Here is a 26,550-nt window from a genome sequence, read left to right as displayed (position 1 = left end):
TCAGCGCGACGGCGCTCCGCTCGGTGGGACCAGCTCGACGTAGATGTCGCCGGGCGGACCGCCGTTCGGCCCGACTTCCCCCTCGTTCGCCAGCCGCAGTCGTGCACCGTACTGCGCGCCGGCGGGAATTCCCGCGCCGACCGTGCGGGTCGCTCGAACCCGCCCCTGCCCTGCACACGTCGAGCACGGCGTCGATCCGGATCCGCCCCAGCCTGCGCATCGTTCGCAGCGAACGCCGGTCTCGACGGGGAACTGACGATGACCGCCCGTCCGCAACTCGTCGGGGTGGACGGCGATCTGCACCAGTGCATCCCTACCGCGCGGTGCAGTGTTATGCGGAGGCGCAGTGTTCGGCCGCCCGGCCACCGAATCGGCGAACTCCTTCGAGACCAGCGTCCGCGCAGCACAGAGCGTGCACTGCTGCACGTACTTGGTACTCGTCGTGAACAGTGGAATGAAGAAGAGCGTGAACTTCGTGCGCCGCTCGTCCACAGTCTGCGCACCTTCGTGCCTGCAGTGGCCGCAGACCGCAAAGAACACAGCGAGACGAGTCACGAATGTGCGCCACCCCCAGATGAGCATTGGCGAACTATAACTGGACGCGCTGAATCAGGTGATTGCGGCTTCGCCGTCAGGGCGTCGATATACATTTCGTAGCACTACGTAACTGCACACCGGGGGTCGCGGTGTGCGATATGGACTGCCGCTGGGAGTGTCATGACTTCACCTGAGATTTCGAAGCGCGCCGTGCGTGCTCGACGTATCCAGTTCGCCTATCCGACAGGTTCACTCGATCGGCACTACGTCGACGGCGACTTGGTGATGAGCCATATCGTCGCCTACCTGTCGTCGACGTTCCCCGAAGGCGAAGACTTCTTCGTCCGATCCGTCCGCAATCACGTCGACCGCGTCAGCGACCCGGAGCTCAAATCTCGCGTCCAAGGCTTCATCGGCCAAGAGGTGACGCACGGACGCGAGCATCGCGCCTTGAACGAGCGCCTGCAGGAGATGGGTTACCCCACAAGACGATTCGACAAGGCAACGCGACGTGCCATGAAGCTCTACGAGCGACGCCTGTCACCGATCTCCTGCCTCGCCATGACGGCAGCCCTCGAACACTTCACAGCCGTGTTCGCCGAAACCCTGCTGAGCGACGAGCGCGCACAGGCATTGCTCGGATCGACGGAGGTCAGGTCGATGCTGCTGTGGCACGCGATCGAAGAGTCGGAGCACAAATCTGTCGCCTTCGACGTCTATCGAGCGGCGGGCGGAAGCGAGCGCAGACGGATATGGATGATGCGCTGGATGACGCTGACGTTCCTGTCCAGCATCGTCGTCTATTCGGCATCATCGCTGGCGCACGACCGTGCTGCACGAAACCCCGCGCGCCTACTCCGCAGCATCGCTGCGCTCCGGCACTCGCCGTTTCTCTCGCGCCCGGTCAGACACCGCCTCAAGGCCTACAACAAACGCGGATTCCATCCGGACGACACCGACAACACCGCCCTGCTCGAGCATTGGACTGCCGAATTGTTCGGCGAACAGGGATCTCTGGTGGATCACCTGCGCTGAATCAGGTGATCGCGGCTTCGCCGTCAGCGCGAGTTCCGTCCGCTTCGTCGGGCGCATGGCGCGGACGCCCGGTGCCGAGATCGTCCAGCGGGTTGACCGATGCGATCACCAGAATGACGAAACTCGCGACCAACGGCTGCACGATCAACGTCAGTAACGTCCCGATTCCAGGGGCAATGGCGATGACGGTATCGACAACGGGCGAATCGACATGCGGAAAACGCAGTTTCGCCACGCCTTCGCCGACCCCCGCCATGATGCTCGCGCCGATGGCGGACCCGATCAGCAATCCCAAAAACAGCAAGGGTCCACGCATCGAGCGCCACTGCCAGCTTGCGACGGCACTGATCAGCCCGAGGAACGCAGCAATGCAGACGAAGATCGCGATGGCGTCGAACTGGTGCGCACTCTCACCGGTCAATGCGGCGCCGCGATTTTCGGTGACCACCAAGAGATGTTCGGCCGGAGCAAGCAGACCCCATACGACTCCGCCGAGCGCACCCGCGACGGCGCACCCGACGACCACGCGGGCAGCAGCCTTCACCTCGGCACGCATCAGCGGCGCCCCAGATCCGCGGAGTCGGTGACTCCGTGGCGTGAGCACTTCGCCCACCAGCCGTCCGGGCTGACCTGCACAACCATCCGTCGGCCGCAACATTCACAGAACCGCGGCGGCTCCAGGCCGAGCTGCGCTGCGAACGGCGACACATCGACGACGCCCGCAACCAGCCGACGACCCGTGAACGGGTTGTACCGCTCGGCGTCGTCGTCGGCGGGCCGCATCGGCGCAGCAGGAACAGTCATCCCGCCACCTTAGAGGGTGTCGTTGAGTGCTTTGATCGGCATCTGCAGCTCACCGAGCAGATCCAGATCCGCCTCGGCCGGCCTGCCCAGCGTCGTCAAGTAGTTGCCGACGATCACAGCGTTGATGCCGCCGAGGATGCCTTGCTTGGCGCCGAGATCGCCGAGCGTGATCTCGCGGCCACCGGCGAAACGCAGAATCGTGCGCGGCAACGCCAGCCGGAACGCCGCAACGGACTTCAGCGCCTCCGTGGCAGGCAGTACCTCGAGATCGCCGAACGGCGTGCCGGGTCGTGGGTTGAGGAAGTTCAGTGGAACCTCGTCGGGCTCCAACTCCGCAAGATTGGCAGCGAATTCCGCGCGCTGCTCCAGGCTCTCGCCCATACCGAGGATGCCGCCACAGCACACTTCCATACCCGCTTCGCGGACCATTTTCAGTGTGCCCCAACGCTCTTCCCACGTGTGAGTGGTGACGACGTTCGGGAAGTGCGACTTGGACGTCTCGAGATTGTGGTTGTAGCGGTGCACACCCATCGCAGCGAGCTGATCGACCTGCTCTTGGGTGAGCATGCCCAGCGAGCAGGCGATCTGAATGTCGACCTCGTTGCGAATCGCCTCGATACCGGCCGCGACCTGTGCCAGCAATCGCTCGTCCGGTCCGCGCACCGCCGCGACGATGCAGAATTCGGTAGCACCCGACTTCGCAGTCTGCTTGGCTGCCTCGACCAGGCTGGGAATGTCGAGCCATGCTGCCCGCACCGGCGATTGGAAGAGCCCCGACTGGGAGCAGAAATGGCAATCCTCGGGGCAACCGCCGGTCTTGAGGCTGATGATCCCCTCGACCTCCACCTCGGGTCCGCACCACTTCATCCGCACGTCATGGGCGAGGCCGAGGAGATCTTCGAGCCGATCGTCATCGAGCTGGAGGACATCGAGGACCTGCTCCTGCGTGAGCCCCTCCCCACGCTCGAGCACCTGCTCACGGGCGGTATCGAGAATGTCCGTTCGGACGGAGGCCTGAGTCATGCGCACGATCCCTTCGGTGTCACGCCAGTGTGGCGTGCAACTTGAACGGTGTTCAGGCTAGGGTAGCGACGTATCCGAGTCAAAGCGCACCTCACCCCGGGAGACTTTGTGCAACTGCACCGAAACGACGTGCTCGACGGCGCCGTTGCGATCCTGGACGAGTACGGCCTTGCCGACCTCACCATGCGGCGGCTTGCGGGATCGCTGAACGTGCAGCCGGGCGCTCTGTACTGGCACTTCCCAAACAAGCAAGCGCTCCTCGGTGCAATTGCCGACCGCATTCTCGCCCCGCTGGACGCGCCCGTCGATGCAACCGAGTGGGATACGCAGATGACCGAACTCGCGCATCGGCTGCGCGATGCGCTGCTTTCGCATCGTGATGGGGCGGAACTGGTTTCGGCAACCTATGCGTCGCGATTGACCACCAGTCAGGCACGAGAGAAATTCGTCAAGGCGACACTGCGTGCAGGCATGGTCCGCGAACAAGCAGAGCTCACGGCATTCACGCTGCTGTACTACGTACTCGGGCAGACCGTCGACGAACAGTCGCGCATGCAGATGGATTCGGTAGGCGCGCTCACCACAGACGCCTCTCCCCTGTTCGAATCACCCGACGCAACAGCACGTTTCGACTTCGGGCTGCAACTCTTCATCGGCGGCGTCCGGCACCTGCTCGGTGACCGCGTCCGCAACTAGACGTCCACACCGAGACGTCCACACTGAGACACTCATCCTGGACACGAGACTGGCCGCGACCCACACCCCGGCGGTCGCGGCCAGCTACTCGGTTTCGACAATCAGCAACCTGCACTGCCTGTCGGGATGAAGGCGCACCACGGCGGCTTCGCCGGATCAGGTGCAGCTGGGCCCGCGGGTCCAGCGGGAAGGGTCACGACCTTCTGCCCCATGAACGTCGGCAATGCTCCCATATCGCCGGGATCCGAACAGTACGCCACATACGTGTGGCCACCATTGCCCTGGAACCAGTCGACGGACGCCTGGCCACCCTGTGCCGGTGACACCGCTGAATCGGCAGATCCGGGCTGATCGGTGTGCAGCCAGCAATTCGCGTCGGCGCCACTCGACGTCGTGACGCTCTGGAAATCGCCGTGCACTGCATTGCCGGTCGCCGTGATCGTGGCCGTTCCACCCTGCACGAGTGCCGACGCGGAACCCGGTCCTACCAGTGCCAGCAGCGGCGCTGCTGCGAGTGCGACGACGGCTCCACCGATTGTCATCTTCTTGTGCTTGCCCATGTTCGGCATGGCGTTCCTTTCTGTTGATGTGCGGAGCGATCGCGCCGCGTTTCCTTTGACAAATTCCAGTGTCGTAGAGCGCCGCCCGCAGATCGTGAGCAATGCATTGCTCAACTTCTGCGAGCACCCAACGCGCGCGAATAGGCAACGGGCAGTGCGACTTCGAGCTGAGAGTGGCGTCAGGGCACCGCAGGCGCGCCGACGACTCGCTTCAGTGCAGTCCGACCGCTGACGCCGAGTTTGCGGTAGATGCGATTGAGATGGTTGTCCACCGTTCGGGGAGACAACACCAGATGGTCCGCGATCGATTTGGTGGTGAGATCGCGCGCAGCCAGGATCGTGATCTCCCATTCCCGACCTGTGAGGTCCGGTGCCTGCAGCGCACGAAGCGCGGGTGTCGCCGCACCGTCGCACTGGGCTAGCAGCCTGCACGCTCGAGCAGCGGCGGTGTTCGCCGCGATCGGCGCTCTGCAGGCTCGGTAGGCGGCACCGGCGTGCGCCGCGGCCTCGGCAGCGCAGAGAGTCATTCCGATCTCGGCGAATCCTTCACTGACGCACTCCAATTCCGCTCCGTCACGGGCGACGACGCCGGCCGCGTGCCGAGCGGCGAGCCTCGCGAAGTCGCCGTCGACGATGTCGGCGAGTTCGGCAAGCTGGGCCGCGACTTCAGCGGCGCCGCCGAGGCGAACCACGTCGTGGAGCACTTGCGCTGCTATAGGGGGGACCTTGCGGCGACGCAGCGAACGCGCCAGGTCGAGAAGACCCGACCGCGCGGCTGGAAGGTCGCCTTCCACTGCATAGACCCAACACGCGGCGATCTTGCTCGTGATGTCGAGCATCCGTGCCACTCTCGGCGTCCGCAAACGGGCCTGTTCGAGCGATGATCGAGCCGCTGTCGAATCACCCGAATAAGCTTCGCAGAGCGACTTTTCAGCCAAGCAGAATCCCGTGACGACGCCTTTGTTCGACATCGACGACGCAATCTGGTCACACCAGTCGATGCCGGCCTGTGGATTGCCACTCAGCCGGGACGCTTGTGCACGCAGCCCACCGAACAGCGAGATCGCCATGTCCCAACCATCGGCATGCGCTGCCATTTCATATGCCTCCGTGGCAACGCGATCGGCAAGAACGACTTCGCCCGAGAACGTGTGCGCCAGGAAGAGAGAGACGTACAGCCCAAGCTCCGCGAAGGGGGCCTGCGCTCGCCAATGCGGACGGGTCGCCAACTGCGCCGCCGCGATATCCGCCCCTCGGCGAGTTTGTCCGATGTGTGAAAGTGCAAACGACTCCACGGTCGAAGCTTCCGCGGCAAGTTTGTCAGTCAGCAGCCCGAGCGTACGAAACCTACCGATTACCGCGAGTACAGCCTTCATGTCCCCTCGAAGCAGATCGATGAGGGCTCGGGCCACGAGCAATTGCTGCCGCCAAGCTGGGCTGTGCACACTGCGGGCGGCCTCGTCGAGGATGCGCAGTGCGTCCTGCTCCTGTCCGAGACCCCACATCAGATTCGACGCACGCGCGAATGCGTAGAGAGCATGGCCGCGTTCGCCTCTCGGCCGTGGCGCCGAGGCGGACATGGCCTCGGCTTGGTCGTAGTCCTCCACTGCGGTCAGAATCCAGCTCAACGCAGCAACCGCTTCCGACCCACCGCCTGCATCGAGGGCTTCGCGAGCGAATCGGATTGCTAGTTGGACGTCTTGCGCCGCCCATGCGAGATGGCACGCCGCGAGCAAGGTTGTCGGTTCGACGCACACGCCGGCATCGAGACGCCACAGCGACACGCGGAGGGCGTCGTCGCAGCGAAGCGCTCCAGTGGCTTCGACCGCCGCCGCGAGGACGCGCAGCCGCAGCCTGCGCGTGCTCTCCGGGCAACTTGCCCGTACGACTTCTCCGAACAGCGGATGGGCTAGTCGTGCATCGACACGTCTGTGATCAGAGACGACGTCGATCAGCTGACGGGACTCCAGGAGTTCGACGGCCCTGTCCGATGTGGCCTTCACCAGCAGGTCGTAGCCGACGGGCTCACCGAACGCGACCAGTTCCAACGCGGTCCGCGACTCGGTGTCGAGAGTGCCGATTCTGCTGCTCAACAACTCGTGCAGGCGCGGAGCGCTGGTGGGTGCACCTGTCCATTCCCAGATTCCGCCGTCGCAGCGCAGCACTTCTTCTTCGCTTCCGGCACGCACGAGTTCCCGCAGATAGAGAGGATTGCCTGCCGACAGCCTGGTGAGGCGTCGAACCGTTCGCGCGCCGACCTTGCCGTCGAGAACGGCGGTCAACAACTCGGCAACGCCGTCCTCGCCGAGCGGCCCGAGCTCCACGCGCTGCACCAGATCGTCTTTCCACAAGGCCCGCAACACATCCCCGACCTGTTCGCCGGAACGAACGGTGGCCAACAAGAGTGCGCGTCCCGTACGAACCAGACCGTTGCACAATGCCAGCGATGAACCGTCGAGCATGTGCGCGTCGTCGATCCACAGCACGGTGGGCCTGCCGTCGGCACCGGCCAGAAGTGCATCGGCCGCCCAGCCCAAGACGTTCGACGGCTCGTCCACAGTGCGGGGATGCGGCGGCAGCAAGTGTGCGAGTGCCCCGAACGGCATGCTCCTCGCGGCGTCCGACGCATACGCGCGCACCACATGGTGTCGCCCGCCCGAGGTGAGTGAACCGACAAGCTCCGCAAGCAACATCGACTTACCGACGCCTGCATCGCCGACCACCACTACACCCGACGTCGCGCTATCGAGAGCCTGCTGTGCCAGTGTCAGCTCGGCTGCCCGGCCGACGAACGGCCAGGCCCGCATCGGGCCGACAACTCCGCTGGTCATGTTCGACCCCCTCGACTTCGGTTGTCAGGGGTTCGCCCCGACACTTCACAGCCTGCCGACCGAACGGTCTCCGGACACGAGTACCGGGCTACGCGTCTTTCCGTGAGACAGCTACCTGGGAGGTCGAAACTCATCGTCGACCCGCGGATAATTCCTCCCTCGACGCGTTCGCCGCCGAAATCTGTTGCAAGAAGGGCACAATTCGGTCCGCGATGGCAGTGTTGTATTCGACCGGCCGCTGATTCGGGTTGGCGTGGCCGGTATTGTCCAATTTCGCGACCAGCAAGGTGCCGTCCTGGCCACCTGAACGTTCGACCAAGATCTTCTGAGTCAGGTCGTCGTCGACCACGTTGTCGGCCAGCGCATTTCGTGGCCGCAAAAAGACCACCGCGGGCCGCGGCTTGTCTTCTCGCTCGGTTGCCAGCGACTTCAGATTGTCCACAGCACCGGAGGCAACGATCGTGATGAACTGCGACGCGATCAAACCGTTGCTCGCAACGTCGGCCGACAAGATTTTGTCCCGTAGTACCTCTCCGACAACGTCCTTCAGATCGCCGAATGCAACCCGCGGAATCCCACGACTGTCACGGTGCACGAATCGGTCTTCGCGCGCAGCGACTTCGACGGCAAATCGGAGCGTTCGGCTCTCCCGAGCTCCGGGCACCCAGCCGATCCAGCGCAGCAGTTCTTCGCCGGCATCACGGCTTTCGGGTCGGACGCCGTCGAGGTCGAGCGGCGTGCAGTCGAGCACCACGCCGAGCACATCGATCGCGGTGTCTCGATAGATGTGCTGCGCCACCTCGAGCGCGATCACGCCGCCCATGCTGTGGCCCACCAGCACAACGCGTTTCACCTTTGCACCCTGGGCCTTGTCTACGATGATGTCGCTGATGACCTTGGTATCGATACCACCGTCGTCGTAGCGAATCGCCCACACCCGGCCGATCAGATCGAGACTGGTCAGGGTCCGCGCGGTGTCGCTGGCATCGATGTTGCCCAGCCCCACCATGTCGACCACCGCCGTGGACGTATCGGCGGTGTCGCGAGCGTGGTCGATATCGAAAATCTGCGGCTGCGTCTGGGCCAGCCGCGCTCGTTCCGGCGCGACATCTCGGGTCCAATACTGGCCGCAGACCAGGAGCATCGGCACGCTCGCAAGCGCGATCAGCAGCAGAATTCGACGGACACCGGTCAGTCCGGACCCGATCCGTGTGTCGTGCAGACGCTGCTTCCGACGATCGTTGCTCCAGTCGGAAACGGTGGACGGATCGCGGCCAACACAATCGGACATTTAACGCAATGATACGTCTCAGTCACCGATGACTGCGAGCTGCCGAATCTTGTTCATCGCGTCCAGTGCTGCGACCTTGTAGGACTCGGCGAGGGTCGGGTAGTTGAAGACGGCGTCCACCAGATAGTCGACGGTTCCGCCACAGCCCATGACGGCCTGCCCTATGTGCACCAGCTCGGTCGCCTGCGTTCCGAAGATGTGAACGCCCAGCACTTTTCGGTCTTCTGTCGACACGATCAGCTTGAGCACTCCGTACGAGTCGCCGACGATCTGACCGCGCGCCAACTCGCGATAACGAGAGATACCGACCTCGAAAGGCACCTTGTGCTCGGTGAGCTCGTCCTCGGTTCGCCCGACAAAGCTGATCTCGGGAATCGTATAGATCCCGATGGGCTGCAACAGATTCAGATCGTGCACCGGCTCGTCGCAGGCGTGGTGCGCTGCGAGTCTGCCCTGCTCCATCGACGTTGCCGCCAGCGCCGGAAATCCGATGACGTCGCCGACTGCATAGATGTGCTCGACGCTGGTTCGGAAATGTTCGTCGACCGTGATGCGCCCACGATCGTCAGCCTCGAGTCCGGCCTTGGCCAGGTCCAGCTGATCGGTAACCCCTTGGCGCCCCGCGGAATACATCACCGTCTCGGCCGGAATCTTCTTGCCGGACTCCAGAATGGTGATCGCACCGTGTGCGTATTTCTCGACGGCCTTCACTGTTTCGCCGAAGCGGAAGGTGACGGCAAGATCGCGCAACTGGTACTTCAGCGCTTCCACCACTTCGCGATCGCAGAAGTCCAGAATGTTGTCGCGGCGCTCCACCACCGTGACCTTGGTGCCGAGTGCTGCGAACATCGACGCGTATTCGATGCCGATGACACCGGCGCCGACCACCACCATCGACTGCGGGATGCGAGCAAGATCGAGAATGCCGTCCGAATCGATGATCGTGGTGTTGTCGAATTCGACCGAGGACGGCCGTGCGGGCTTGGTGCCGGTGGCGATGATGATCTTGTCTGCCGTGACGATCCGATTCTGTCCGGTGCCGTCGTTGATCTCGAGGGTGTTGGGGTCGGTGAAATGCCCGACCCCCGTCAGCAGAGCGACGTGGTTGCGGCTGAGCTGGCTGCGGATCACGTCGATCTGCCTGCCCATGACGTGCTCGGTGCGAGACATCAGATCTTCTTTGGTGATTTCGTCTTTCACCCGATACGCGCTGCCGTACATCTCGCGTTGGGTCATGCCGGTCAGGTAGACGACGGCTTCACGCAACGTCTTCGACGGGATGGTGCCCGTGTTGATACAGACCCCGCCGATCATGTTTCGCAATTCCACCACCGCGACCGTGCGTCCCAGCTTGGCCGCGGCGATCGCCGCGCGCTGACCTCCGGGACCCGATCCCAACACCACAACGTCGTAGTCGCTCACGAGTTGGATTGTCGCAGGGTCAGCAGCAGCGTGCAGGGTTCCCGAAAAGGCCGCTAGCGACCGATCAGGTGTACAGCCGACCAACTCGAATCGAACCACCGCGGCGCCTCGCTTCGAAACGCGGATCGCGCGAGTGCGCCGCTGCCCGCGGGAACGCTGCCGACCAGGTCGACGCCGCACACCCGCGGAAGGTCCGTGATGTTGCATTGCTGTGCCAGATCGGGTCGAGCGGGCCACGACCCGATCACCAGTCCCGTACAGTCGAGACCTTCGGCGGCCAAGGCTCGCACCGTGAGTTCGCTGTGATTGAGCGTGCCCAGGCTCGCAGAAGCAACGACGACCACGGGCGCAGCCAATGCCCCTGCAACGTCGGCGAGTGTGAAGTTCTCCCCCAACCGAACCAGCAATCCGCCCGCGCCTTCGACCAACGTCAGATCGTTGTCGGCGTCGAGCTCACGAACCGCATCGACGACACCGTCCAGTGTGAGCGGCGGCAACCCACTGCGCCGCGCCGCGGTATCGGGAGCAAGCGGCTCGGGATATCGGGCCAATTCGAGGGTGCGATCGACACCGGACAGCCGTGCAATCTCGCTCAGATCTCCTGAGTCGCCGGGTGCGACCCCGGTCTGGCCCGGCTTGCACACCGCGACCCGACGATCCGCACGGTCTGCGATGGCCGCCAATGCTGCTGTGACAACGGTCTTTCCGACATCGGTGGAGGTGCCGGTGACGACGAGGACCGTCACGGAGCAATCGCCAGTACGTCGGCCAGCACTGCCTCGACCCTCGCCAGCTCGTCCTGCGTCAGCGTCGCTCGCGCGGTCAGCCGTAGCCGCGAGGTGCCGACCGGAACCGACGGTGGCCGGAAGCATCCGACGCTCACGCCGGCGTCCCGGCACATAGTCGCCGCTTCGAAAGCACGCTGCGGATCGCCCAGAATCACCGACACCACAGCCGACACAGGCGCTGCCACACCTGCGATGCGGGCGATATCGGCGGCGCGATCGAGAACGGCCTGCGCGCGCTGCGGTTCTCTGCGCAACACGGCAAGTGCGGCTCGGGCGGCGCCGACGGCGGCGGGCGCAAGACCGGTGTCGAAGATGAAGGTTCGGGCGGAATCGATCAGATGCGCGCAGACCTTGTCGCTGGCAAGAACGACACCACCCTGCGCGGCGAGTGATTTCGACAGCGTCGCGGTGACGACGACGTCGTACTCCCCTGCCAGACCCACCTCGGCAACCAAGCCCCGCCCGCCTGCGCCGCGCACACCGAGACCGTGCGCCTCGTCGACGAGCAGGACCGCCCCCGACTCGCGACAGATGCGATGCAACTCGGGCAGCGGAGCAAGGTCGCCGTCCGCGCTGAACACCGAATCGGTGAGCACCAGCGCGCGCTCTTCGGTGCGCGTCTGCAGTGCATGCGCGACAGCCTCGACGTCGCAGTGCGGCGTCACCACGACGCGGGCGCGCGACAATCGGCACGCGTCCACCAGCGAGGCATGGCTACCCGCATCCGACACCACAAGCGTGCCCGCGCCGGCAAGGGCGGTCACCGCACCCAGGTTCGCCGCATAGCCGGTGGCGAACACCAGGCCCGCTCGAGTACCGACGAACTCGGCGAGCTCACGCTCGAGTAGCGCATGCTCGGTGGTCGATCCGGTGACCAACCGAGAACCCGTCGAGCCCGCGCCCCAACGTCGTAGCGCGGCGACGGCGCCATCGATCACCTCGGGGTGGCGGACGAGGCCCAGGTAGTCGTTGGATGCGAGGTCGATCAGCGCCGATCCCGGCGTCCGCAGTCGCACTTCGCGCCGCAATCCGGCCTCACGACGCTCACGTTCACGGTCGTCGAGCCAGCTCAACGCTGTTCTTTCGGATCTCACGGGAACACAGCATACGCGACTTGAACAGTGTTCAACTACGGCTGTCACGCCACTCGGGTTGCTGCCACCATCGCCGCCGCGATCTGCGCCAGATCTCCGTCGGTGCACACGTACGGTGGCATCGCGTAAATCAGATTTCTGAACGGGCGTAACCAGACACCCGCCGCGACGGCGGCATCGGACGCCGCGCGCATGTCGACATCGTGGTCGAGTTCGATCACCCCGATGCCGCCCAACACACGCACATCGACGACGCCTGAAAGCCCTCGTGCGGCGGTCAACCCCCGCTCGAGGCCTGCCTGCAATGCCGAGACATCAGCGCGCCAGTCGCCGGACATGAGCAGTTCGATCGACGCGACGCCGACCGCGCATGCCAAGGGATTACCCATGAACGTCGGGCCGTGCATCAGTCCGCCCTGCGCCGCGCTGATGGTCTCTGCGATCGCAGACGTACACAACGCCGCCGCAAGCGTCATATAACCGCCGGTCAACGCCTTGCCGACGCACATCACGTCCGGCGACACACCGGCATGGTTCGCGGCGAAGAGTTCGCCGGTTCGGCCGAAACCGGTGGCGATCTCGTCGAACACCAACAGCACGTGGTGTTCGTCGCAGAGTCGTCGCAGCTCGGTCAGATAGCGCGGATCGTGAAATCGCATGCCACCCGCGCCCTGTACGACCGGCTCGACGATCACGGCGGCCAACTCGTCGGCATGATTGGAAATCAGGCGCTCCAGCTCGGCGATGTAACCGGGTTCGAACGCGGCGGGCGGCTTGGGGGCAAAGATCTGCTGCGCCAGCACGTCCGTCCACAGCGAATGCATGCCCCCGTCCGGGTCGCACACGCTCATGGGCGTGAAGGTGTCGCCGTGGTATCCCCCGCGCCAGGTGAGCAACCGTCGTTTCGCGGGCTTGTCCACGCTGCGCCAGTACTGCAGACACATCTTCACCGCGACCTCGACGGACACCGACCCGGAGTCGGCAAGAAATACCTTGTCCAGTCCCGGCGGGGTCAGTTCAACCAACAGTTGCGTGAGTCGGACCGCAGGCTCGTGGGTGAGGCCGCCGAACATGACATGGCTCATACGGCCGAGCTGATCCGACACCGCTGCGTCCAGTGCAGGGTTGCGGTATCCGTGGATCACGGCCCACCACGAGCTCATGCCGTCGATCAACTCGCGACCGTCCGCGAGCGTGAGCCGAACGCCTTCGGCACTCGCCACGACCAGCGGATCGGTGCTGGCGGGAAAGCCGCCGTAGGGATGCCAGACGTGTTCGGCATCGATCGCACGGAGCTCGTCTGCGGACATTCGGGAGCGCGTCACGACCCTCGACAGTAGTCAGGTAACGCCGCCCACCTCGTGGCCGCTGGCCGCCAGGAAACCCGCTGCCGTGCGCGATAGTGTTTCCTCATGGCTTTGCTCGACAACGATTCCGCCGAATCCGCACCGCACGCGGTGTGGCCCGGCAGCGCATACCCGCTGGGCGCAACCTACGACGGCGCAGGAACCAACTTTTCGCTGTTCTCCGAAGTTGCCGAAGAGGTGGAGCTTTGTCTGATAGCCCGGGACGGCAGTGAGACGCGCATCTCCATCGAGGAAGTCGACGGGTACGTCTGGCACGCGTACCTGCCTGCCGTCGTTCCGGGTCAGCGCTACGGCTATCGCGTCCACGGTCCGTCGGACGCCGAGAACGGCCATCGCTGCGATCCCAGCAAGCTCCTGCTGGATCCTTACGGCAAGGCGTTCGACGGCAGCTTCGACAGCGACCCGTCGCTCTACACCGAAGGTGACGACTCCCTCGGACACACGATGACCACGGTGGTCATCAACCCCTTCTTCGACTGGGCGTCGGATCGTTCACCAAAGCGTCCCTACAACGAGACGGTGATCTACGAGGCCCATGTGAAGGGCATGACCGCCACCCATCCGGGAATTCCGGAGGAGTTGCGCGGCACCTACTCGGGGCTGGCTCATCCGGTGATCATCGAGCATCTCAAGGAGCTCGGTGTCACGGCGATCGAGTTGATGCCGGTGCATCAGTTCATGCAGGATCACACCCTGCTCGATCAGGGCCTCCGAAACTACTGGGGATACAACACTTTCGGATTTTTCGCGCCCCATGCGGAGTATGCCTCGGTCGCCAAGCCCGGTGCCACGGTGTCGGAGTTCAAAGCGATGGTGCGTGCCTTCCACGAGGAAGGTATCGAAGTGATCCTCGACGTGGTCTACAACCACACTGCGGAGGGCAATCACAAGGGCCCCACCATCTGTTTCCGCGGTATCGACAACGCCGCGTACTACCGACTCGTCGATGGCGATCTGTCGCACTACATGGACTACACCGGTACCGGCAACAGCCTCAACGCGCGGCATCCGCACACGTTGCAACTGATCATGGATTCGTTGCGGTACTGGGTGACCGAGATGCACGTCGACGGTTTCCGCTTCGATCTCGCGTCCACACTCGCTCGCGAACTGCACGACGTCGACCGACTTTCCGCCTTCTTCGATCTGGTGCAACAGGATCCGATCGTCAGCCAGGTCAAACTGATCGCCGAGCCGTGGGACGTGGGCGAGGGCGGCTATCAGGTCGGCAACTTCCCCGGCTTGTGGACCGAATGGAACGGGCAGTACCGCGACACCGTGCGCGACTACTGGCGTGGCGAGCCTGCGACGTTGGGCGAGTTCGCATCTCGGCTCACGGGCTCGTCGGATCTCTACGAGGCCACCGGCCGTCGCCCCAGCGCCAGCATCAACTTCGTCATCGCACATGACGGCTTCACGCTGCGAGATCTGGTGTCCTACAACGAAAAACACAACGAGGCGAACGGCGAAGACAACAAGGACGGCGAGAGCCACAACAGGTCGTGGAACTGCGGCGTCGAAGGCCCCACCGACGATCCGGAAATTCTGGAATTGCGTGGACGGCAAAGCCGCAACATTCTTGCGACGATGATGCTGAGCCAGGGCACCCCGATGATCGCGCACGGCGACGAGATGGGTCGAACGCAGCAGGGCAACAACAACGTCTACTGCCAGGACTCACCGCTGTCCTGGATGGACTGGAGCCTCGCCGAGACCAATGCCGACCTTCTCGCGTTCACTCGCAACGTCATCGAACTCCGGCGCAAGCACCCTGTGTTCCGCCGTCGCAGGTTCTTCGCGGGCGGACCCATTCGGACCGGCGAAGAAGAATCGCGTGACATCGCGTGGCTCACACCGGCGGGCGAAGAGATGACGTCGTCCGATTGGGGCAGCGGGTTCGGCAAGTCGTTGTCGGTCTTCCTCAACGGCGACGCGATCCCCGAACCGAATCATCGTGGCGAGCGAGTGGCCGACGACTCGTTCCTGCTGTGTTTCAACGCACACGACGAGGCGCTCGAATTCGAAACGCCTGCTTCCGATTACGGCGCGCGATGGGAAGTGGTGCTGGACACGGCGGAACGCACGGGAGTGGCCGCCGCATCGTTCGCGGCGGAGGCCGCCGTGAAGGTGGCGTCGAGGTCGCTACTGGTGTTGCGGCGAGCGGAATGACCGCTGCCGACATCGTCAGCACCTATCGTCTCCAGATGCGAGGCGACGCATTCACCTTCGCGGATGCCGTCGATGTCGCTGCCTACCTGGATCAGTTGGGCGTATCTCACCTGTACCTGTCACCGATCCTGACGGCCGCCGACGGTTCGCAACACGGGTACGACGTCACCGACCCGACGACGGTATCGGATGCCCTCGGCGGTTCCGCGGGATTCGAGAAGCTGATCGCAGAGGTGCGCAGCCGCGGGATGGGCGTCGTGGTCGACATCGTGCCGAATCACTTGGGTATCGAGGTCCCTCGCCAGAATCAGTGGTGGTGGGACGTGCTGAAGCGAGGTCGCGGGTCCGACCACGCCGGGTACTTCGACATCGACTGGCGCGAAACCAACGGCGCTGACGGCAAACTCGCGCTTCCTGTGCTCGGTAGCGCCGCGGACCTCGCCCAGCTCACCATCGACACTAGCGATTCGGAGCCGATGCTCGCGTACGACGAGCACCGCTTCCCCATCGCTCCCGGCACAGAGGGCGACGATCCGAGGGCCGTGCACGATCGCCAGTCGTACCGGTTGGTCGACTGGAAGTCGGGGCTGTCCACCTATCGCCGGTTCTTCACCGTGAACAGCCTTGCCGCTGTGCGCCAGGAAGATCCGCAGGTATTCGACGCGACGCACTCCGCTATTGCGGAGTGGGCGCGCCGAGATCTGATCGACGGCGTGCGAGTGGACCATCCGGACGGATTGTCGCGCCCGGCAGCGTATCTGGAGCGGCTGCGCGCACTCGTCGGTCCGAGCCGGCGACTGTTCGTCGAGAAGATTCTCGGGTCGGACGAGCCACTGGACTCCACCCTCCCGATCGAGGGCACCACAGGCTATGAGGCTCTTGCCGAATTGGGTGGACTCTTCGTCGACCCCGCAGGCGAAGCGGACCTGACTGCGCTGTCGATCCGGATGACGGGTGAACCTGGCGACGCCGGTTGGCTGCACGACGCCGAACGCGAGATCAAACGGGGGCTTGCACAGACCGGCCTCGCGCCCGAAGTGCGGCGCCTCTTGGCGGCGATCGGACGAGACTCCGGCGAATCCGTGTCGACCGCGACGCTTGCCGTCGCCACCGTCGATGTGCTGGCGTCCATGCCTGTCTATCGCGCCGACTATGCACCGCTGGCCGGTCTGCTGAGCTCGACCATCGACGCTGTCAGGCAACGCAATCCGGAGTTGGCCGAGCCGCTGGCGGTACTCGAACGCGCATTGTCCGCCGATGGAGAGGCGGCTGTTCGTTTCAATCAGGTGTGTGGCGCGCTGATGGCGAAGTCGGTGGAGGACTGCCTCTTCTATCGCACAGCTCGACTGATCTCCTTGCAAGAGGTCGGCGGCAGTCCAGCACGTTTCGGCATCTCGCCCGACGACTTCCACGATGCCAACGTGGCACGAGCGCAGCAGTGGCCTGCGATGATGACAACGCTGTCCACGCACGACACCAAACGAGGCGAGGACGTTCGCGCACGGATCAGCGTGCTCTCACAGGTGCCCCAACTGTGGTCGGCCGTCGTGTCCGACTGGGAGCAGTCCGCACCGAGCCCGGACGGCGTCACCGGCTTGTTCCTGTGGCAGAACCTGTTCGGCGTGTGGCCCAGCGACGGCAGGCCCGCTGCCGACGTACCGGATCTGCGTGAGCGACTGCATGCGTACGCGGAGAAGGCCATTCGGGAGGCTGGTTTGCGCACGTCATGGGATCGCGTGGACGACGAGTTCGAGGCGCGCGTGCATACCTGGCTGGACGACGTGATCGACGGTCCGGTCGGACGGTCGCTCGATGCTTTCGTGGCATCGCTCGCCTGGCATGGCTGGGCCATATCGCTGGGGCAGAAGCTGTTTCAGTTGGTCGGCCCGGGGATTCCCGACGTCTACCAGGGGACCGAGCTCTGGGAAGACTCGTTGGTCGATCCAGACAACCGTCGCGTCGTCGACTTCGATGTGCGTCGAAACCGGTTGGCGTCGTTGACGTCCGCTCCCCCGCTCGATGCGTCGGGCAGTGCGAAGCTCTGGGTCGTCGCTCATGCTTTGTGGCTACGCCGAGAACGCCCGGCATCGTTCGTCGGCGGATCCTACCTGCCGCTATCGGCCGAGGGAGTCGCAGCCGATCACATAGTTGCATTCGCGCGCGGTCCGGAGAACGACGGTGCAGATGTCGTGGCCGTTGCCTCGCGGCTGACCGTGGCCATCCCCGACAGCGGATGGGGCGACACCGCGCTCGACCTGCCCGAAGGATCGTGGACCGACCGCCTCTCCGGGCGTACGTACCGGGGTTCGGTGCCCGCTACCGACTTGCTGGCAGATCTTCCCGTCGCGCTGCTCGTGCGTGATCGGTAGCGCGATGTCGTTGACAAACCGTCGGATTCGAACATACTTAAGATTGTGCTTAACAAAAGTGGCGCCCCCGGCAAGGGGACGGCGCTCGACCTGATCTTTGCGGCGCTGGCCGATCCGAGCAGGCGCAACATGGTCGAACGACTCTGCCGCGGTCCGGCTTCGGTGAGCGAGCTGGCGAAGCCGCTCGACATGTCGCTGCCTGCAGTCGTGCAGCATCTGCAGGTCCTGGAAGCCAGCGGACTGGTCAGGTCGGAAAAGATCGGCCGGGTGCGCACCTGCCAAATCGAACCGACCACACTTCGCACTGCCGAGCACTGGATCTCGGAACGACGCACGATCTGGGAGGGCCGCCTGGATCGCCTGGGCGCCTTTCTGGACGACGACGAATAATGGCTGAACGGTTGCCCGCTTGAATCGATTGACCTATTGTTAGACCGTGCGGTCTAAGGATCTGGATGTCGACGGTAGAACGTTCATCGAGCGCGCGCGCCGCGCTCAGATCGTCACCGCTGCGATCGAGTTGATCGCAGCGGTCGGCTATCCGCAGGCCTCGATCGCGAAGATCGCCGATCGCGTCGGTATCGCCAAAAGTGTTGTGCTCTATCACTTCAAGTCCAAAGATTCACTCGTCGAGGCGATCGTGACGGAGATCTTCACCGCGGGCGCGATGGTGATGGTGCCTGCCATCGCCGCGGAAAGCACGGCGGCGGGCAAGCTCACCGCGTACATACGATCCAATATTGCGTTTCTCGATTCGCACCGCGTCCACAGCGTGGCGATGTACGAGATCTTGACCGGCTTCCGTACAGAATGGGGACTTCGCCTCGATCAGGCTGCTGCGGAGTCGGTGAAAGCCGAACCGCCGCAAGGCGATATGGCGACGATCGATCCGATCTGGATCTTCCAACTCGGCGTACGCAACGGCGAGTTTCGCGCCCTCTCCCCCATGCTCTACAAGAATGCCGTCCGTGCCGCCATCGACGGCGCGGTGTCCGAACTCGCCCGCGACCTCGAGTACGACGTAGTCGCCTACGGCGAAGAATTGGTGACCCTGTTCCAGCTCGGCACTCGTGCCCACTGACAATCGGAGGTATCCGTGACCAGAATCGTGATCGTCGCATTCGGCTCTCGCGGTGACGTCGCACCCTTCACCGGACTCGGCGTTCGGCTCCGATCCGCTGGGTACACGGTCGCGATTGCAGCGATGGCGGCACATGCCGACCTCGTTACCGATGCCGGCCTCGAATACCGCTTTCTGCCAAAGGATATGGAAGAGGAGTCGCGCTCCGAATTGAGCCAGCAGCTCATCGAGGGCACGGCGATGCGACCGTCGCGGAAGCAGTTGGCCGAGATGGTGGACAGCATGCGGGGTATGGGTCCCGCGATCGTCGAGGCAGCGCGCGGTGCCGACGTACTTCTTCTCAACGCGACCGGATCGATGTTCGGGTTCCACGTCGCGGAGGGGCTCGGCATTCCGAGCATGGGCGTCTTCATGCAGCCGATGGCTCCGACGGGAGAATTTCCGCCATCGGTCATCGGCACTCGCTCGCTCGGCCGGTGGGGCAATCGGACCTTGGGCAAGCTCGCTGCGTTGGGCGACAAGCCTTTTCTCGGGCAGATCAACGAGGTACGCGCCGCAGTGGGATTACGACCGACCACGGTCAAGGAATACGCTCCCCGGCGTAACACAACGTGGCCGATCATGCACGGCTTCAGTCCCACGGTGGTGCCGCGGCCCTCGGACTGGCGCCCCGGACTCGAGGTCGCCGGTTTCTGGTGGCCGGAGCTACCGACTAGGTGGGAACCACCGGCCGAACTGGCCGACTTCATCGACGCGGGAGCGCCACCTGTCTACGTCGGGTTCGGTAGCACCGCGACCAACGACGGCGAGCGCTACAGCGACATCATCGGTGCGGCGCTACGAAAGGCGGGCGTCCGTGGCGTCGTCCAATCGGGTTGGGCCAAGTTGCATTGCACCGGTGACGACGTGATCACCATCGACGAAATTCCTCACCGATGGCTGTTCCCACAGATGAGCGCGGTGGTCCATCACTGTGGCGCGGGCACTACCGCGGCCGGTTTGCAAGCAGGTGTACCCACCGTTCCGGTCACCGGAATCATGGACCAGCCGTTCTGGGCCAAGCGACTGACAACCTTGGGCGTGGCACCCACCGCCATCAGACGCAAGGAAGTAGACGCGGACACGTTGGCCGACGCGATCACCCGAGCTGTCTCCGAGCCCCGATTCCGAACACGTGCCAAGGAAGTATCCGCCGCCCTTGCACACGAAGACGGAGCAGGCGCGGTCGTCGATGCAGTAGAGGCGCTATGCGCACATGAGGCATGCTGGGAAACGTGACTTCCACGCATCGGTTCGAGGTTTGGGCGCCCACTCCGAGCACAGTTCGGCTCAGGGTCGACGACGCGGTGCACGACATGACGGCGTCGTCCGACGGCTGGTGGCGGGTCGACGCCCCCGCCGAACTGGAGTCGCGGTACGGCTTCCTGCTCGATGACGACGACACCGTGCTCCCCGATCCGCGATCGCCGCGCCAGCCAGACGGCGTGCACTCCCCGTCGCAGCTGCACGAGCTGGATCGCTCTGCCTGGACCGACGCGGCCTGGACCGGACGCCAGCTCGCTGGAGCGGTGCTCTACGAACTGCACATCGGAACCTTCACGCCTGCAGGGACTTTCGATTCCGCCATCGAGCGTCTGGATCACCTGGTCGATCTCGGAATCACGTTCGTCGAGATCATGCCGGTCAACGCGTTCAACGGCGATCACAACTGGGGCTACGACGGTGTGCTCTGGTACGCGGTTCACGAGAACTACGGCGGCCCTGACGGTTTGCAACGGTTTGTCGACGCCTGCCACACCAGGGGCCTCGCCGTGGTGCTCGACGCCGTGTACAACCATCTGGGACCGTCCGGAAACTACCTCGACCGGTACGGCCCCTACCTGGCCGAAGGAGCGAACACCTGGGGCCGGACCATCAACATCGCCGGGGCCGGCGCGGCAGAAGTTCGCACCTACATCATCCAGAATGCGCTGCGGTGGTTCCGCGAATTCCACATCGACGCACTACGTTTGGATGCGGTCCACGCGCTGGTCGACGACACCGCCATCCACATCCTCGAAGAGTTGGCCGTCGAGACGCAGCGACTCAGCGCGCACGTGCGCAGGCCGCTCACGCTGATTGCCGAGAGCGATCTCAACGATCCCAAGCTGATCTCTGCCCGGTCGGCGGGCGGCTACGGCCTGCAGGCTCAATGGGACGACGACCTCCACCACGCGATCCACGCCGCGGTATCCGGTGAGCGACAGGGCTACTACGGGGATTTCGGTTCGCTGAGCTGCCTCGCACACACGATGCGGCACGGCTTCTTTCATGCCGGAACGTATTCCAGCTTTCGTGGCCGGCAGCACGGTCGGCCGATCGATGTTCGCCGGACACCGGCGAGTTCGCTGATCGCCTATACCTGCACCCACGATCAGATCGGCAACCGCGCGATCGGTGACCGCCCCGCCTCGTATCTCGACGCGGGCCAATTGGCCTGTAAGGCAGCGCTCGTGCTGACGTCGCCGTACACGCCCATGCTGTTCATGGGTGAAGAGTGGGCGGCGAGCACGCCGTTCCAGTTCTTCACGTCGCACCCGGAACCCGAACTCGCGAAAGCGACTGCAACAGGTCGCAAGTCGGAGTTCGAAGAACACGGCTGGGACACCGACGACATACCCGACCCGCAGGACCCGGAGACATTCCTTCGATCGAAGCTCGACTGGTCCGAGCTCGGCGACCAGCCGCACGCGCAACTACTGGACTGCTATCGCCGCTTGATCGCGCTGCGGCGTGAACGCCCCGAGCTCACCGACCCCTGGTTGCCGCAGCTGACGGTCGACTACGACGAAGATCACCAGTGGATCGTGGTACGCAGGGGCGGCCTGCGTCTCGCCTGCAACCTCGGCACAGAGCCGGTCACTGTGCCTGCGGGCGGCCGTCCGCTGATCTGGTGGGAGCAGCCGACGCCGGACGAAACCGGATCAGCAACCCTGATTCCCGGCCACTCGTTCGCGGTGTTGGACGCGACGTAGCGCGTGCGATTCAAGGACGAACACATTGGCCGGCTAGCCGAATCAGGTTGGGCAACATGTCCGTCCGTCGTCAAGCACGTTACGACCTGCGGTCTCCCTGCGATCACAAGCACCTACCTGGACAACGCGTTCACCGACGACCAATGGGACCTGGCCGAGATGTCCGTCGCGGCATTGGCAAAACACTTCAGAAATGCGAGATTTGCCGACGACGTCGAATGGGGCGTCCTGTTGGTCCCTGATCCAGCCCTGCTGGATACGAGAAAGCTCATGCCTGAGTCCGTTCGGCGAGACCAGTTCGGGAGTCCGGCATCCGACGTGCTCGACGAGCGGCTCGGTGCAGGCTCAGCCGCGGTTCGGGTGCACCGTGGACGATGGTGACCGGTGTCGTCGGAGCTTATGGAATCTCGGTAGGCAGTTACGACGCGATCGTCGGTGCTGACAGGGCAGATTTCGAGTTCCTCGGTATCGACACCAGGCGAGCAATGACTCGCCAGCTATGGGGCGCCCGGGTGTTGCAACGAGGAGCCGCCTTCCCCGACTGGGAAGGCAACGACCGCTGGACGTTCACCCTGTTTCCCGGCGAGACGACCGTCGACGGCCTCGCCGAGTCCGGGACGGTCCTCAAAGGCAAGGTTCGGTTTCGGCTCGGCAAGACCGATCGTGGCATTGCATCTGCGCGCGTGGCCCCGGCGATCGTGATCGGATCCGCCCTTCACGAGGAGCCGGGAAGCGATACGTATCGCCCGTTGTTGCTACCACCATGAGCATGAAAGTGGAAATCTGGTCCGACGTCGTCTGCCCATGGTGCTACGTGGGCAAGCGGAGGTTCGAGGCCGCGTTGGCGCGATTCGATCATCGTGACGACGTCGAGGTGACCTGGCGCAGCTTCGAGCTGGACCCGACCGCAGCGCCCAGCAGCGACGCAGCAGTCGACTCGGCCGCGAAGCTGGCAGCCAAGTACCGGGTCTCGATTGATCAGGCGCAGGGAATGCTCGACAACATGACTGCGACCGCTGCAGCAGAGGGTTTGGACTTCCGCTTCGACATTGCTCGGCAAGGCAACTCGTTCGACGCTCATCGCCTGCTGCACCTGGCCTTGGCGCACGGAAAGCAAGACGAACTGAAAGAGCGACTCGACCGCGCAACGTTCTCCGAGGGATCGCCGACCTCGGATCACGACGCGCTGCGCGGGCTGGCCGTCGAGGTCGGACTGCCCGTCGACGACGTGAACGCGGTCCTGTCGTCCGATCGATACGCCGACGCCGTGCGTGCCGACGAGGACCAGGCCCGCGCATACGGGATCAGTGGCGTGCCGTTCTTCGTGATCGACGGCAAATACGGTATCTCGGGAGCGCAGCCGGCAGACGTCGTTCTGCAGTCGCTCGAGCAAGCGTGGTCCGAACACTCGCCACTGAGCATGGTGACGACACCCGGTTCAGCGCCCGGATGCGAGGGCGACTCCTGCGCGATCTAGCGGGCGGATTGCCGGACGTACCATCGAACTACGTCCGGCAATTTCGAGGAGTGGCAATGGATCGCGGCATCGGCAATTGGATACCAGCGCAGGCGTTGCGCCAGCCCGACAAGCTCGCACTGGTCGACTCGGACTCGGGTCGCAGGCAAACCTACGCCGAGCTGAATGCGCGCACCGACCGGCTGGCCGACGGGCTTCGACAGGCCGGCGTGCAGCGCGGTGACCGAGTCGCACTGCTGTCGCTGAACAGCGCCGAGTTTCTCGAAACACTATTTGCCGTTGCGAAACTCGGCGCGGTGACGGTGCCCATCAACTTCCGACTCGCGCCCGCGGAAGTCGGCTACATCCTCGCCGATTCAGGCGCGTCGGTGCTGATCTGCTCCGAGGTGTTCACAGACCTTGCCGGTGCCGCAACGGCATCCGCGGGCGTCGTCGTGACGACTCGGTTCGTGATCGGCACCGAGTTCGAGGCGCTGGTCGTATCCGGCTCCGACGCGACCATCGAGTGCGACGTCGAAGAATCCGACATCGCCGTCATCATGTACACATCGGGAACAACGGGCCGCCCGAAGGGTGCGATGCTGACGCACGCCAACATGCTCTGGAATGCGATCAACACGCTGACCGCCGCACCCGAAGGTCTCCGCAGAACCGACATCACGATCGCAGCCGCTCCCCTGTTCCACATCGGCGCCCTCGGCGTCCACTGCCTACCCTTGTTCTACATCGGCGGAACTTCCATCACCACAGCAGCTTTCGTTCCCGACAAGCTGCTGAAACTGATGACGGACGAGAAGGTGAGCGTGCAGTTCCTGGTCCCAGCGATGTGGGCTGCACTGGCGCAGAGCCCCGCGCTCGACAGCTTCGATCCATCGAACGTGCGCATGGCGGTATCCGGCGGTGCGCCGTGTCCCCTCACCTTGATCGAATTGTTTCTTGCGAAAGGCTGGTCTTTCGTGGAGGGATTCGGCATGACAGAGACCGCGCCGTCATGCCACCTGTTGGACGCCGCTCACATCGTCTCCAAGTCCGGCTCGATCGGGAAACCGCTGCGCCACATCGAATTCCGCATTGTCGACGACGACGACACGGACGTGACGGTCGGCACCGTCGGTGAGTTGACACTGCGCGGACCGAGCTTGTTCGCCGGATACTGGGGTCTGCCGGACGCCACCGAAGCAGCGTGGCGCGGTGGCTGGTTCCACACCGGCGACCTGGCACGCGAGGACGAGGACGGCTATGTCACGTTGGTCGATCGCAAGAAGGACATGATCATCACGGGCGGTGAGAACGTCTATCCCATCGAGGTGGAGCAGGTGCTCTACCGGCATCCGCAGGTCGTCGAAGCGGCTGTGATCGGTGTTCCGAACGAGAAGTGGGGCGAGAGCGTCGTCGCCGTCGTAGTGACCAAGAGCGATCCTTCGACAGAGTTAGCGGACGAACTGCTGGAATACACCCGAGAACACCTGGCGCGCTTCAAATGCCCCAGCTCCGTGGAGTTCGTCGACGTGCTGCCGCGCAACGCCACAGGCAAACTGCTCAAGCGCGAACTTCGGCAGACCTTCAGCGGAACAGCGGAATCCGTCTCCCGCTGATCAGGTCAGGTATCGATACGCCGGCGAACCCGGCTCCAAACGCTCGACCACCATTCCGGACGTCGCCATCCGCTCCAGCAACGCCGAAAGGCCATCCGCCGCACCGAGTTCGATGCCGACCAGCGCCGCACCGGTTTCCCGGTTGTTGCGCTTGACGTACTCGAACAGAGTGATGTCGTCGTCAGGCCCGAGGACCTCGTCGAGGAAGCGGCGCAGTGCACCCGGCTCCTGCGGGAAGTTCACCAGGAAGTAGTGCTTGAGCCCGAGATGGACCAGTGATCGCTCGAGGATCTCGCCGTAGCGCGACACGTCGTTGTTGCCACCCGAGACCAGGCACACCACTGTCGACCCCGGTGCCACGGACAGACCGTGCAGGGCAGCGACCGACAGCGCACCTGCGGGCTCCGCGATGACGCCTTCGTGCTGATAGAGATCGAGCATCGCTGTGCAGATCGCGCCCTCGTCGACGTGGATCATGGCGAACTCGCCCGCCTCGTTCGTGGGTACCGACGTCGCGATCAGCGGCAGCGATCCGTGCGAAACGACGCGTGCCCCGAGAGTGGACACGGCGGCGTACGGAACGTCGCCGATCCGCCGGACCGCCGCGCCGTCGACAAACGGATCGATATCCGGCAAGGTCACTGGTCCGCCGGCAACCAGAGCGGCCGTCATCGACGCCGCACCCGCAGGCTCCACACCGATGATCGACGTTTGCGGAGCGCGCTCGCGCAGATACGTCGCGACGCCGGCGATGCACCCGCCGCCGCCCACGGGGACGATCACGGTGTTCGGCGCATCATCGAGTTGCTCGAGGATCTCGGCGGCAATCGTGCCCTGGCCGGCAGCGGTCCGCACGTCGTCGAACGGCGGGACCATTGTCGCTCCCGTTCGAAGGACGTCTTCGTGAGCGGCCGCCGCGGCGGCGTCGTAGGTGTTGCCGATCGCGATGAGTTCGACGAAGTCGCCACCGTGCACCAGGATCCGGTCGCGCTTCTGCTTCGGAGTGTTGGCAGGCACGTAGATGCGTCCGACGATGCCCATCGCCTTGCACGCGAATGCCACACCCTGCGCATGGTTGCCCGCGCTGGCGGTGACGACGCCTGCCGCCCGCTCGGACTCGGTGAGCTGCACGATCAGGTTGTAGGCACCGCGCAGCTTGTACGAGCGCACGACCTGCAGATCTTCGCGCTTGAGGTAGACCGTGGCACCGGTCGCCTTCGACAGGCGTTCGCTGACCTGCAAGGGGGTGGCCGCGATGACGTCGGAAATTCGCTTTGCGGCAGCGTCGATCTCGTCCGCGGTCAACGCGGGGCGAGAATCCTGCAGGTCAGCGACATCACGGGAGAGGGACACCCCGAACATGCTGCCACTGGGCGCCTCACTATCCGGCGCCGGGT

At 64.2% G+C, this 26,550-nt stretch carries 23 protein-coding genes; 11 read left to right on the top strand and 12 right to left on the bottom strand.

The features are described from left to right. Positions 1–582 carry a DnaJ C-terminal domain-containing protein gene (locus FOY51_RS20640; RefSeq protein ID WP_149432153.1) on the bottom strand — a complete coding sequence of 194 codons (582 nt, stop codon included), beginning with the start codon at positions 580–582 and terminating at the stop codon, positions 1–3. Between the two features lie 135 nt (positions 583–717). On the opposite strand from FOY51_RS20640, the gene FOY51_RS20635 reads away from it, so the two are divergent. Beyond that, positions 718–1,572: a metal-dependent hydrolase gene (locus FOY51_RS20635; RefSeq protein ID WP_149432152.1), complete on the top strand. Its 855-nt coding sequence runs from the start codon at positions 718–720 to the stop codon at positions 1,570–1,572. A 1-nt stretch (position 1,573) separates the two neighbouring features. Here FOY51_RS20635 and FOY51_RS20630 read toward each other — a convergent pair whose 3' ends face one another. Genes FOY51_RS20630 through bioB form a run of 3 tightly spaced genes read right to left on the bottom strand, consistent with a single transcriptional unit; the run spans position 1,574 to position 3,399 of the window. Further along, positions 1,574–2,128, bottom strand: coding sequence for a DUF2567 domain-containing protein (locus tag FOY51_RS20630; protein ID WP_149432151.1), 555 nt, complete (start codon positions 2,126–2,128; stop codon positions 1,574–1,576). Beyond that, positions 2,128–2,376, bottom strand: a complete 249-nt coding sequence (bsaP, locus tag FOY51_RS20625) for a biotin synthase auxiliary protein BsaP (RefSeq protein ID WP_235916574.1) — start codon at positions 2,374–2,376, stop codon at positions 2,128–2,130. Before bsaP ends, FOY51_RS20630 begins: the two co-directional genes overlap by 1 nt. Positions 2,377–2,385: 9 nt before the next feature. Further along, complete coding sequence (gene bioB / locus FOY51_RS20620) at positions 2,386–3,399, bottom strand: biotin synthase BioB (protein ID WP_149432150.1); 1,014 nt, start codon at positions 3,397–3,399, stop codon at positions 2,386–2,388. A 108-nt stretch (positions 3,400–3,507) separates the two neighbouring features. Between bioB and FOY51_RS20615 the strand changes: the two genes are divergently transcribed. Next, the gene (locus FOY51_RS20615) at positions 3,508–4,095 is read left to right on the top strand and encodes a TetR/AcrR family transcriptional regulator C-terminal domain-containing protein (protein WP_149432149.1); all 588 of its coding nucleotides are present in this window, start codon (positions 3,508–3,510) and stop codon (positions 4,093–4,095) included. Between the two features lie 101 nt (positions 4,096–4,196). Here the strand turns inward: FOY51_RS20615 and FOY51_RS20610 are convergent, their stop codons facing one another. The 7 genes from FOY51_RS20610 to FOY51_RS20580 form a co-directional block, all read right to left on the bottom strand. Continuing rightward, positions 4,197–4,664 (bottom strand): hypothetical protein, encoded by a 468-nt coding sequence (locus FOY51_RS20610; protein WP_149432148.1) that lies wholly within the window; start codon positions 4,662–4,664, stop codon positions 4,197–4,199. Between the two features lie 170 nt (positions 4,665–4,834). Next, a complete protein-coding gene (locus FOY51_RS20605) occupies positions 4,835–7,486 on the bottom strand; it encodes a helix-turn-helix domain-containing protein (protein WP_149432147.1) in 2,652 nt (883 codons plus the stop codon). A gap of 130 nt (positions 7,487–7,616) precedes the next feature. Next, positions 7,617–8,777 (bottom strand): alpha/beta fold hydrolase, encoded by a 1,161-nt coding sequence (locus tag FOY51_RS20600; RefSeq protein WP_149432146.1) that lies wholly within the window; start codon positions 8,775–8,777, stop codon positions 7,617–7,619. 18 nt (positions 8,778–8,795) lie between these two features. After that, positions 8,796–10,199, bottom strand: coding sequence for a Si-specific NAD(P)(+) transhydrogenase (sthA, locus tag FOY51_RS20595; RefSeq protein WP_149432145.1), 1,404 nt, complete (start codon positions 10,197–10,199; stop codon positions 8,796–8,798). Positions 10,200–10,252: 53 nt separating this feature from the next. Next, positions 10,253–10,945 (bottom strand): dethiobiotin synthase, encoded by a 693-nt coding sequence (gene bioD / locus FOY51_RS20590; protein WP_149432144.1) that lies wholly within the window; start codon positions 10,943–10,945, stop codon positions 10,253–10,255. Next, positions 10,942–12,081: an 8-amino-7-oxononanoate synthase gene (locus FOY51_RS20585; RefSeq protein WP_149432143.1), complete on the bottom strand. Its 1,140-nt coding sequence runs from the start codon at positions 12,079–12,081 to the stop codon at positions 10,942–10,944. Before FOY51_RS20585 ends, bioD begins: the two co-directional genes overlap by 4 nt. Before the next feature lie 44 nt (positions 12,082–12,125). After that, positions 12,126–13,391: an adenosylmethionine--8-amino-7-oxononanoate transaminase gene (locus FOY51_RS20580; protein ID WP_371830474.1), complete on the bottom strand. Its 1,266-nt coding sequence runs from the start codon at positions 13,389–13,391 to the stop codon at positions 12,126–12,128. A 102-nt stretch (positions 13,392–13,493) separates the two neighbouring features. Between FOY51_RS20580 and glgX the strand changes: the two genes are divergently transcribed. The 9 genes from glgX to FOY51_RS20535 all read left to right on the top strand — a co-directional run bounded on the left by glgX (position 13,494) and on the right by FOY51_RS20535 (position 25,153). Then, on the top strand, positions 13,494–15,617 hold the full coding sequence (gene glgX / locus FOY51_RS20575; RefSeq protein WP_149432141.1) for a glycogen debranching protein GlgX: 2,124 nt from the start codon (positions 13,494–13,496) through the stop codon (positions 15,615–15,617). Then, positions 15,614–17,986: a malto-oligosyltrehalose synthase gene (treY, locus tag FOY51_RS20570; RefSeq protein WP_149432140.1), complete on the top strand. Its 2,373-nt coding sequence runs from the start codon at positions 15,614–15,616 to the stop codon at positions 17,984–17,986. The genes glgX and treY overlap by 4 nt, the downstream gene beginning before the upstream one ends. 45 nt (positions 17,987–18,031) lie before the next feature. Next, entirely contained in the window at positions 18,032–18,376 is a 345-nt protein-coding gene (locus tag FOY51_RS20565) for an ArsR/SmtB family transcription factor (protein WP_214633130.1), read from the top strand. 46 nt (positions 18,377–18,422) lie between these two features. Beyond that, positions 18,423–19,067: a TetR/AcrR family transcriptional regulator gene (locus tag FOY51_RS20560; RefSeq protein ID WP_235916573.1), complete on the top strand. Its 645-nt coding sequence runs from the start codon at positions 18,423–18,425 to the stop codon at positions 19,065–19,067. A gap of 15 nt (positions 19,068–19,082) precedes the next feature. After that, the gene (locus tag FOY51_RS20555; RefSeq protein WP_149432139.1) at positions 19,083–20,345 is read left to right on the top strand and encodes a glycosyltransferase; all 1,263 of its coding nucleotides are present in this window, start codon (positions 19,083–19,085) and stop codon (positions 20,343–20,345) included. Further along, a complete protein-coding gene (gene treZ, locus FOY51_RS20550) occupies positions 20,342–22,081 on the top strand; it encodes a malto-oligosyltrehalose trehalohydrolase (RefSeq protein WP_235916571.1) in 1,740 nt (579 codons plus the stop codon). The genes FOY51_RS20555 and treZ overlap by 4 nt, the downstream gene beginning before the upstream one ends. A gap of 374 nt (positions 22,082–22,455) precedes the next feature. Then, the gene (locus FOY51_RS20545; RefSeq protein WP_214633129.1) at positions 22,456–22,848 is read left to right on the top strand and encodes a hypothetical protein; all 393 of its coding nucleotides are present in this window, start codon (positions 22,456–22,458) and stop codon (positions 22,846–22,848) included. Then, positions 22,845–23,558, top strand: a complete 714-nt coding sequence (locus FOY51_RS20540; protein WP_235916569.1) for a DsbA family oxidoreductase — start codon at positions 22,845–22,847, stop codon at positions 23,556–23,558. Before FOY51_RS20545 ends, FOY51_RS20540 begins: the two co-directional genes overlap by 4 nt. Before the next feature lie 56 nt (positions 23,559–23,614). Then, positions 23,615–25,153 (top strand): acyl-CoA synthetase, encoded by a 1,539-nt coding sequence (locus tag FOY51_RS20535; RefSeq protein ID WP_149432136.1) that lies wholly within the window; start codon positions 23,615–23,617, stop codon positions 25,151–25,153. On the opposite strand, the gene ilvA is transcribed toward FOY51_RS20535, so the two are convergent. Further along, positions 25,154–26,506: a threonine ammonia-lyase IlvA gene (ilvA, locus tag FOY51_RS20530; RefSeq protein WP_149432135.1), complete on the bottom strand. Its 1,353-nt coding sequence runs from the start codon at positions 26,504–26,506 to the stop codon at positions 25,154–25,156. It lies immediately after the preceding gene. Positions 26,507–26,550: the final 44 nt, after the last annotated feature.

This window comes from Antrihabitans cavernicola (assembly GCF_008297975.1).
Classification (GTDB): Bacteria; Actinomycetota; Actinomycetes; order Mycobacteriales; family Mycobacteriaceae; genus Antrihabitans; species Antrihabitans cavernicola.
This window is presented reverse-complemented; position numbering and strand designations above follow the sequence as displayed.

Coding starts and splice junctions, on each gene's coding strand:
- FOY51_RS20640 (WP_149432153.1), bottom strand. CDS start 582: ATGCTCATCTGGGGGTGGCGCACATTCGTGACTCGTCTCGCTGTGTTC.
- FOY51_RS20635 (WP_149432152.1), top strand. CDS start 718: ATGACTTCACCTGAGATTTCGAAGCGCGCCGTGCGTGCTCGACGTATC.
- FOY51_RS20630 (WP_149432151.1), bottom strand. CDS start 2,128: ATGCGTGCCGAGGTGAAGGCTGCTGCCCGCGTGGTCGTCGGGTGCGCC.
- bsaP (WP_235916574.1), bottom strand. CDS start 2,376: ATGACTGTTCCTGCTGCGCCGATGCGGCCCGCCGACGACGACGCCGAG.
- bioB (WP_149432150.1), bottom strand. CDS start 3,399: ATGACTCAGGCCTCCGTCCGAACGGACATTCTCGATACCGCCCGTGAG.
- FOY51_RS20610 (WP_149432148.1), bottom strand. CDS start 4,664: ATGCCGAACATGGGCAAGCACAAGAAGATGACAATCGGTGGAGCCGTC.
- FOY51_RS20605 (WP_149432147.1), bottom strand. CDS start 7,486: ATGACCAGCGGAGTTGTCGGCCCGATGCGGGCCTGGCCGTTCGTCGGC.
- FOY51_RS20600 (WP_149432146.1), bottom strand. CDS start 8,777: ATGTCCGATTGTGTTGGCCGCGATCCGTCCACCGTTTCCGACTGGAGC.
- FOY51_RS20580 (WP_371830474.1), bottom strand. CDS start 13,391: ATGTCCGCAGACGAGCTCCGTGCGATCGATGCCGAACACGTCTGGCAT.
- glgX (WP_149432141.1), top strand. CDS start 13,494: ATGGCTTTGCTCGACAACGATTCCGCCGAATCCGCACCGCACGCGGTG.
- treY (WP_149432140.1), top strand. CDS start 15,614: ATGACCGCTGCCGACATCGTCAGCACCTATCGTCTCCAGATGCGAGGC.
- FOY51_RS20545 (WP_214633129.1), top strand. CDS start 22,456: ATGGTGACCGGTGTCGTCGGAGCTTATGGAATCTCGGTAGGCAGTTAC.
- FOY51_RS20540 (WP_235916569.1), top strand. CDS start 22,845: ATGAGCATGAAAGTGGAAATCTGGTCCGACGTCGTCTGCCCATGGTGC.
- FOY51_RS20535 (WP_149432136.1), top strand. CDS start 23,615: ATGGATCGCGGCATCGGCAATTGGATACCAGCGCAGGCGTTGCGCCAG.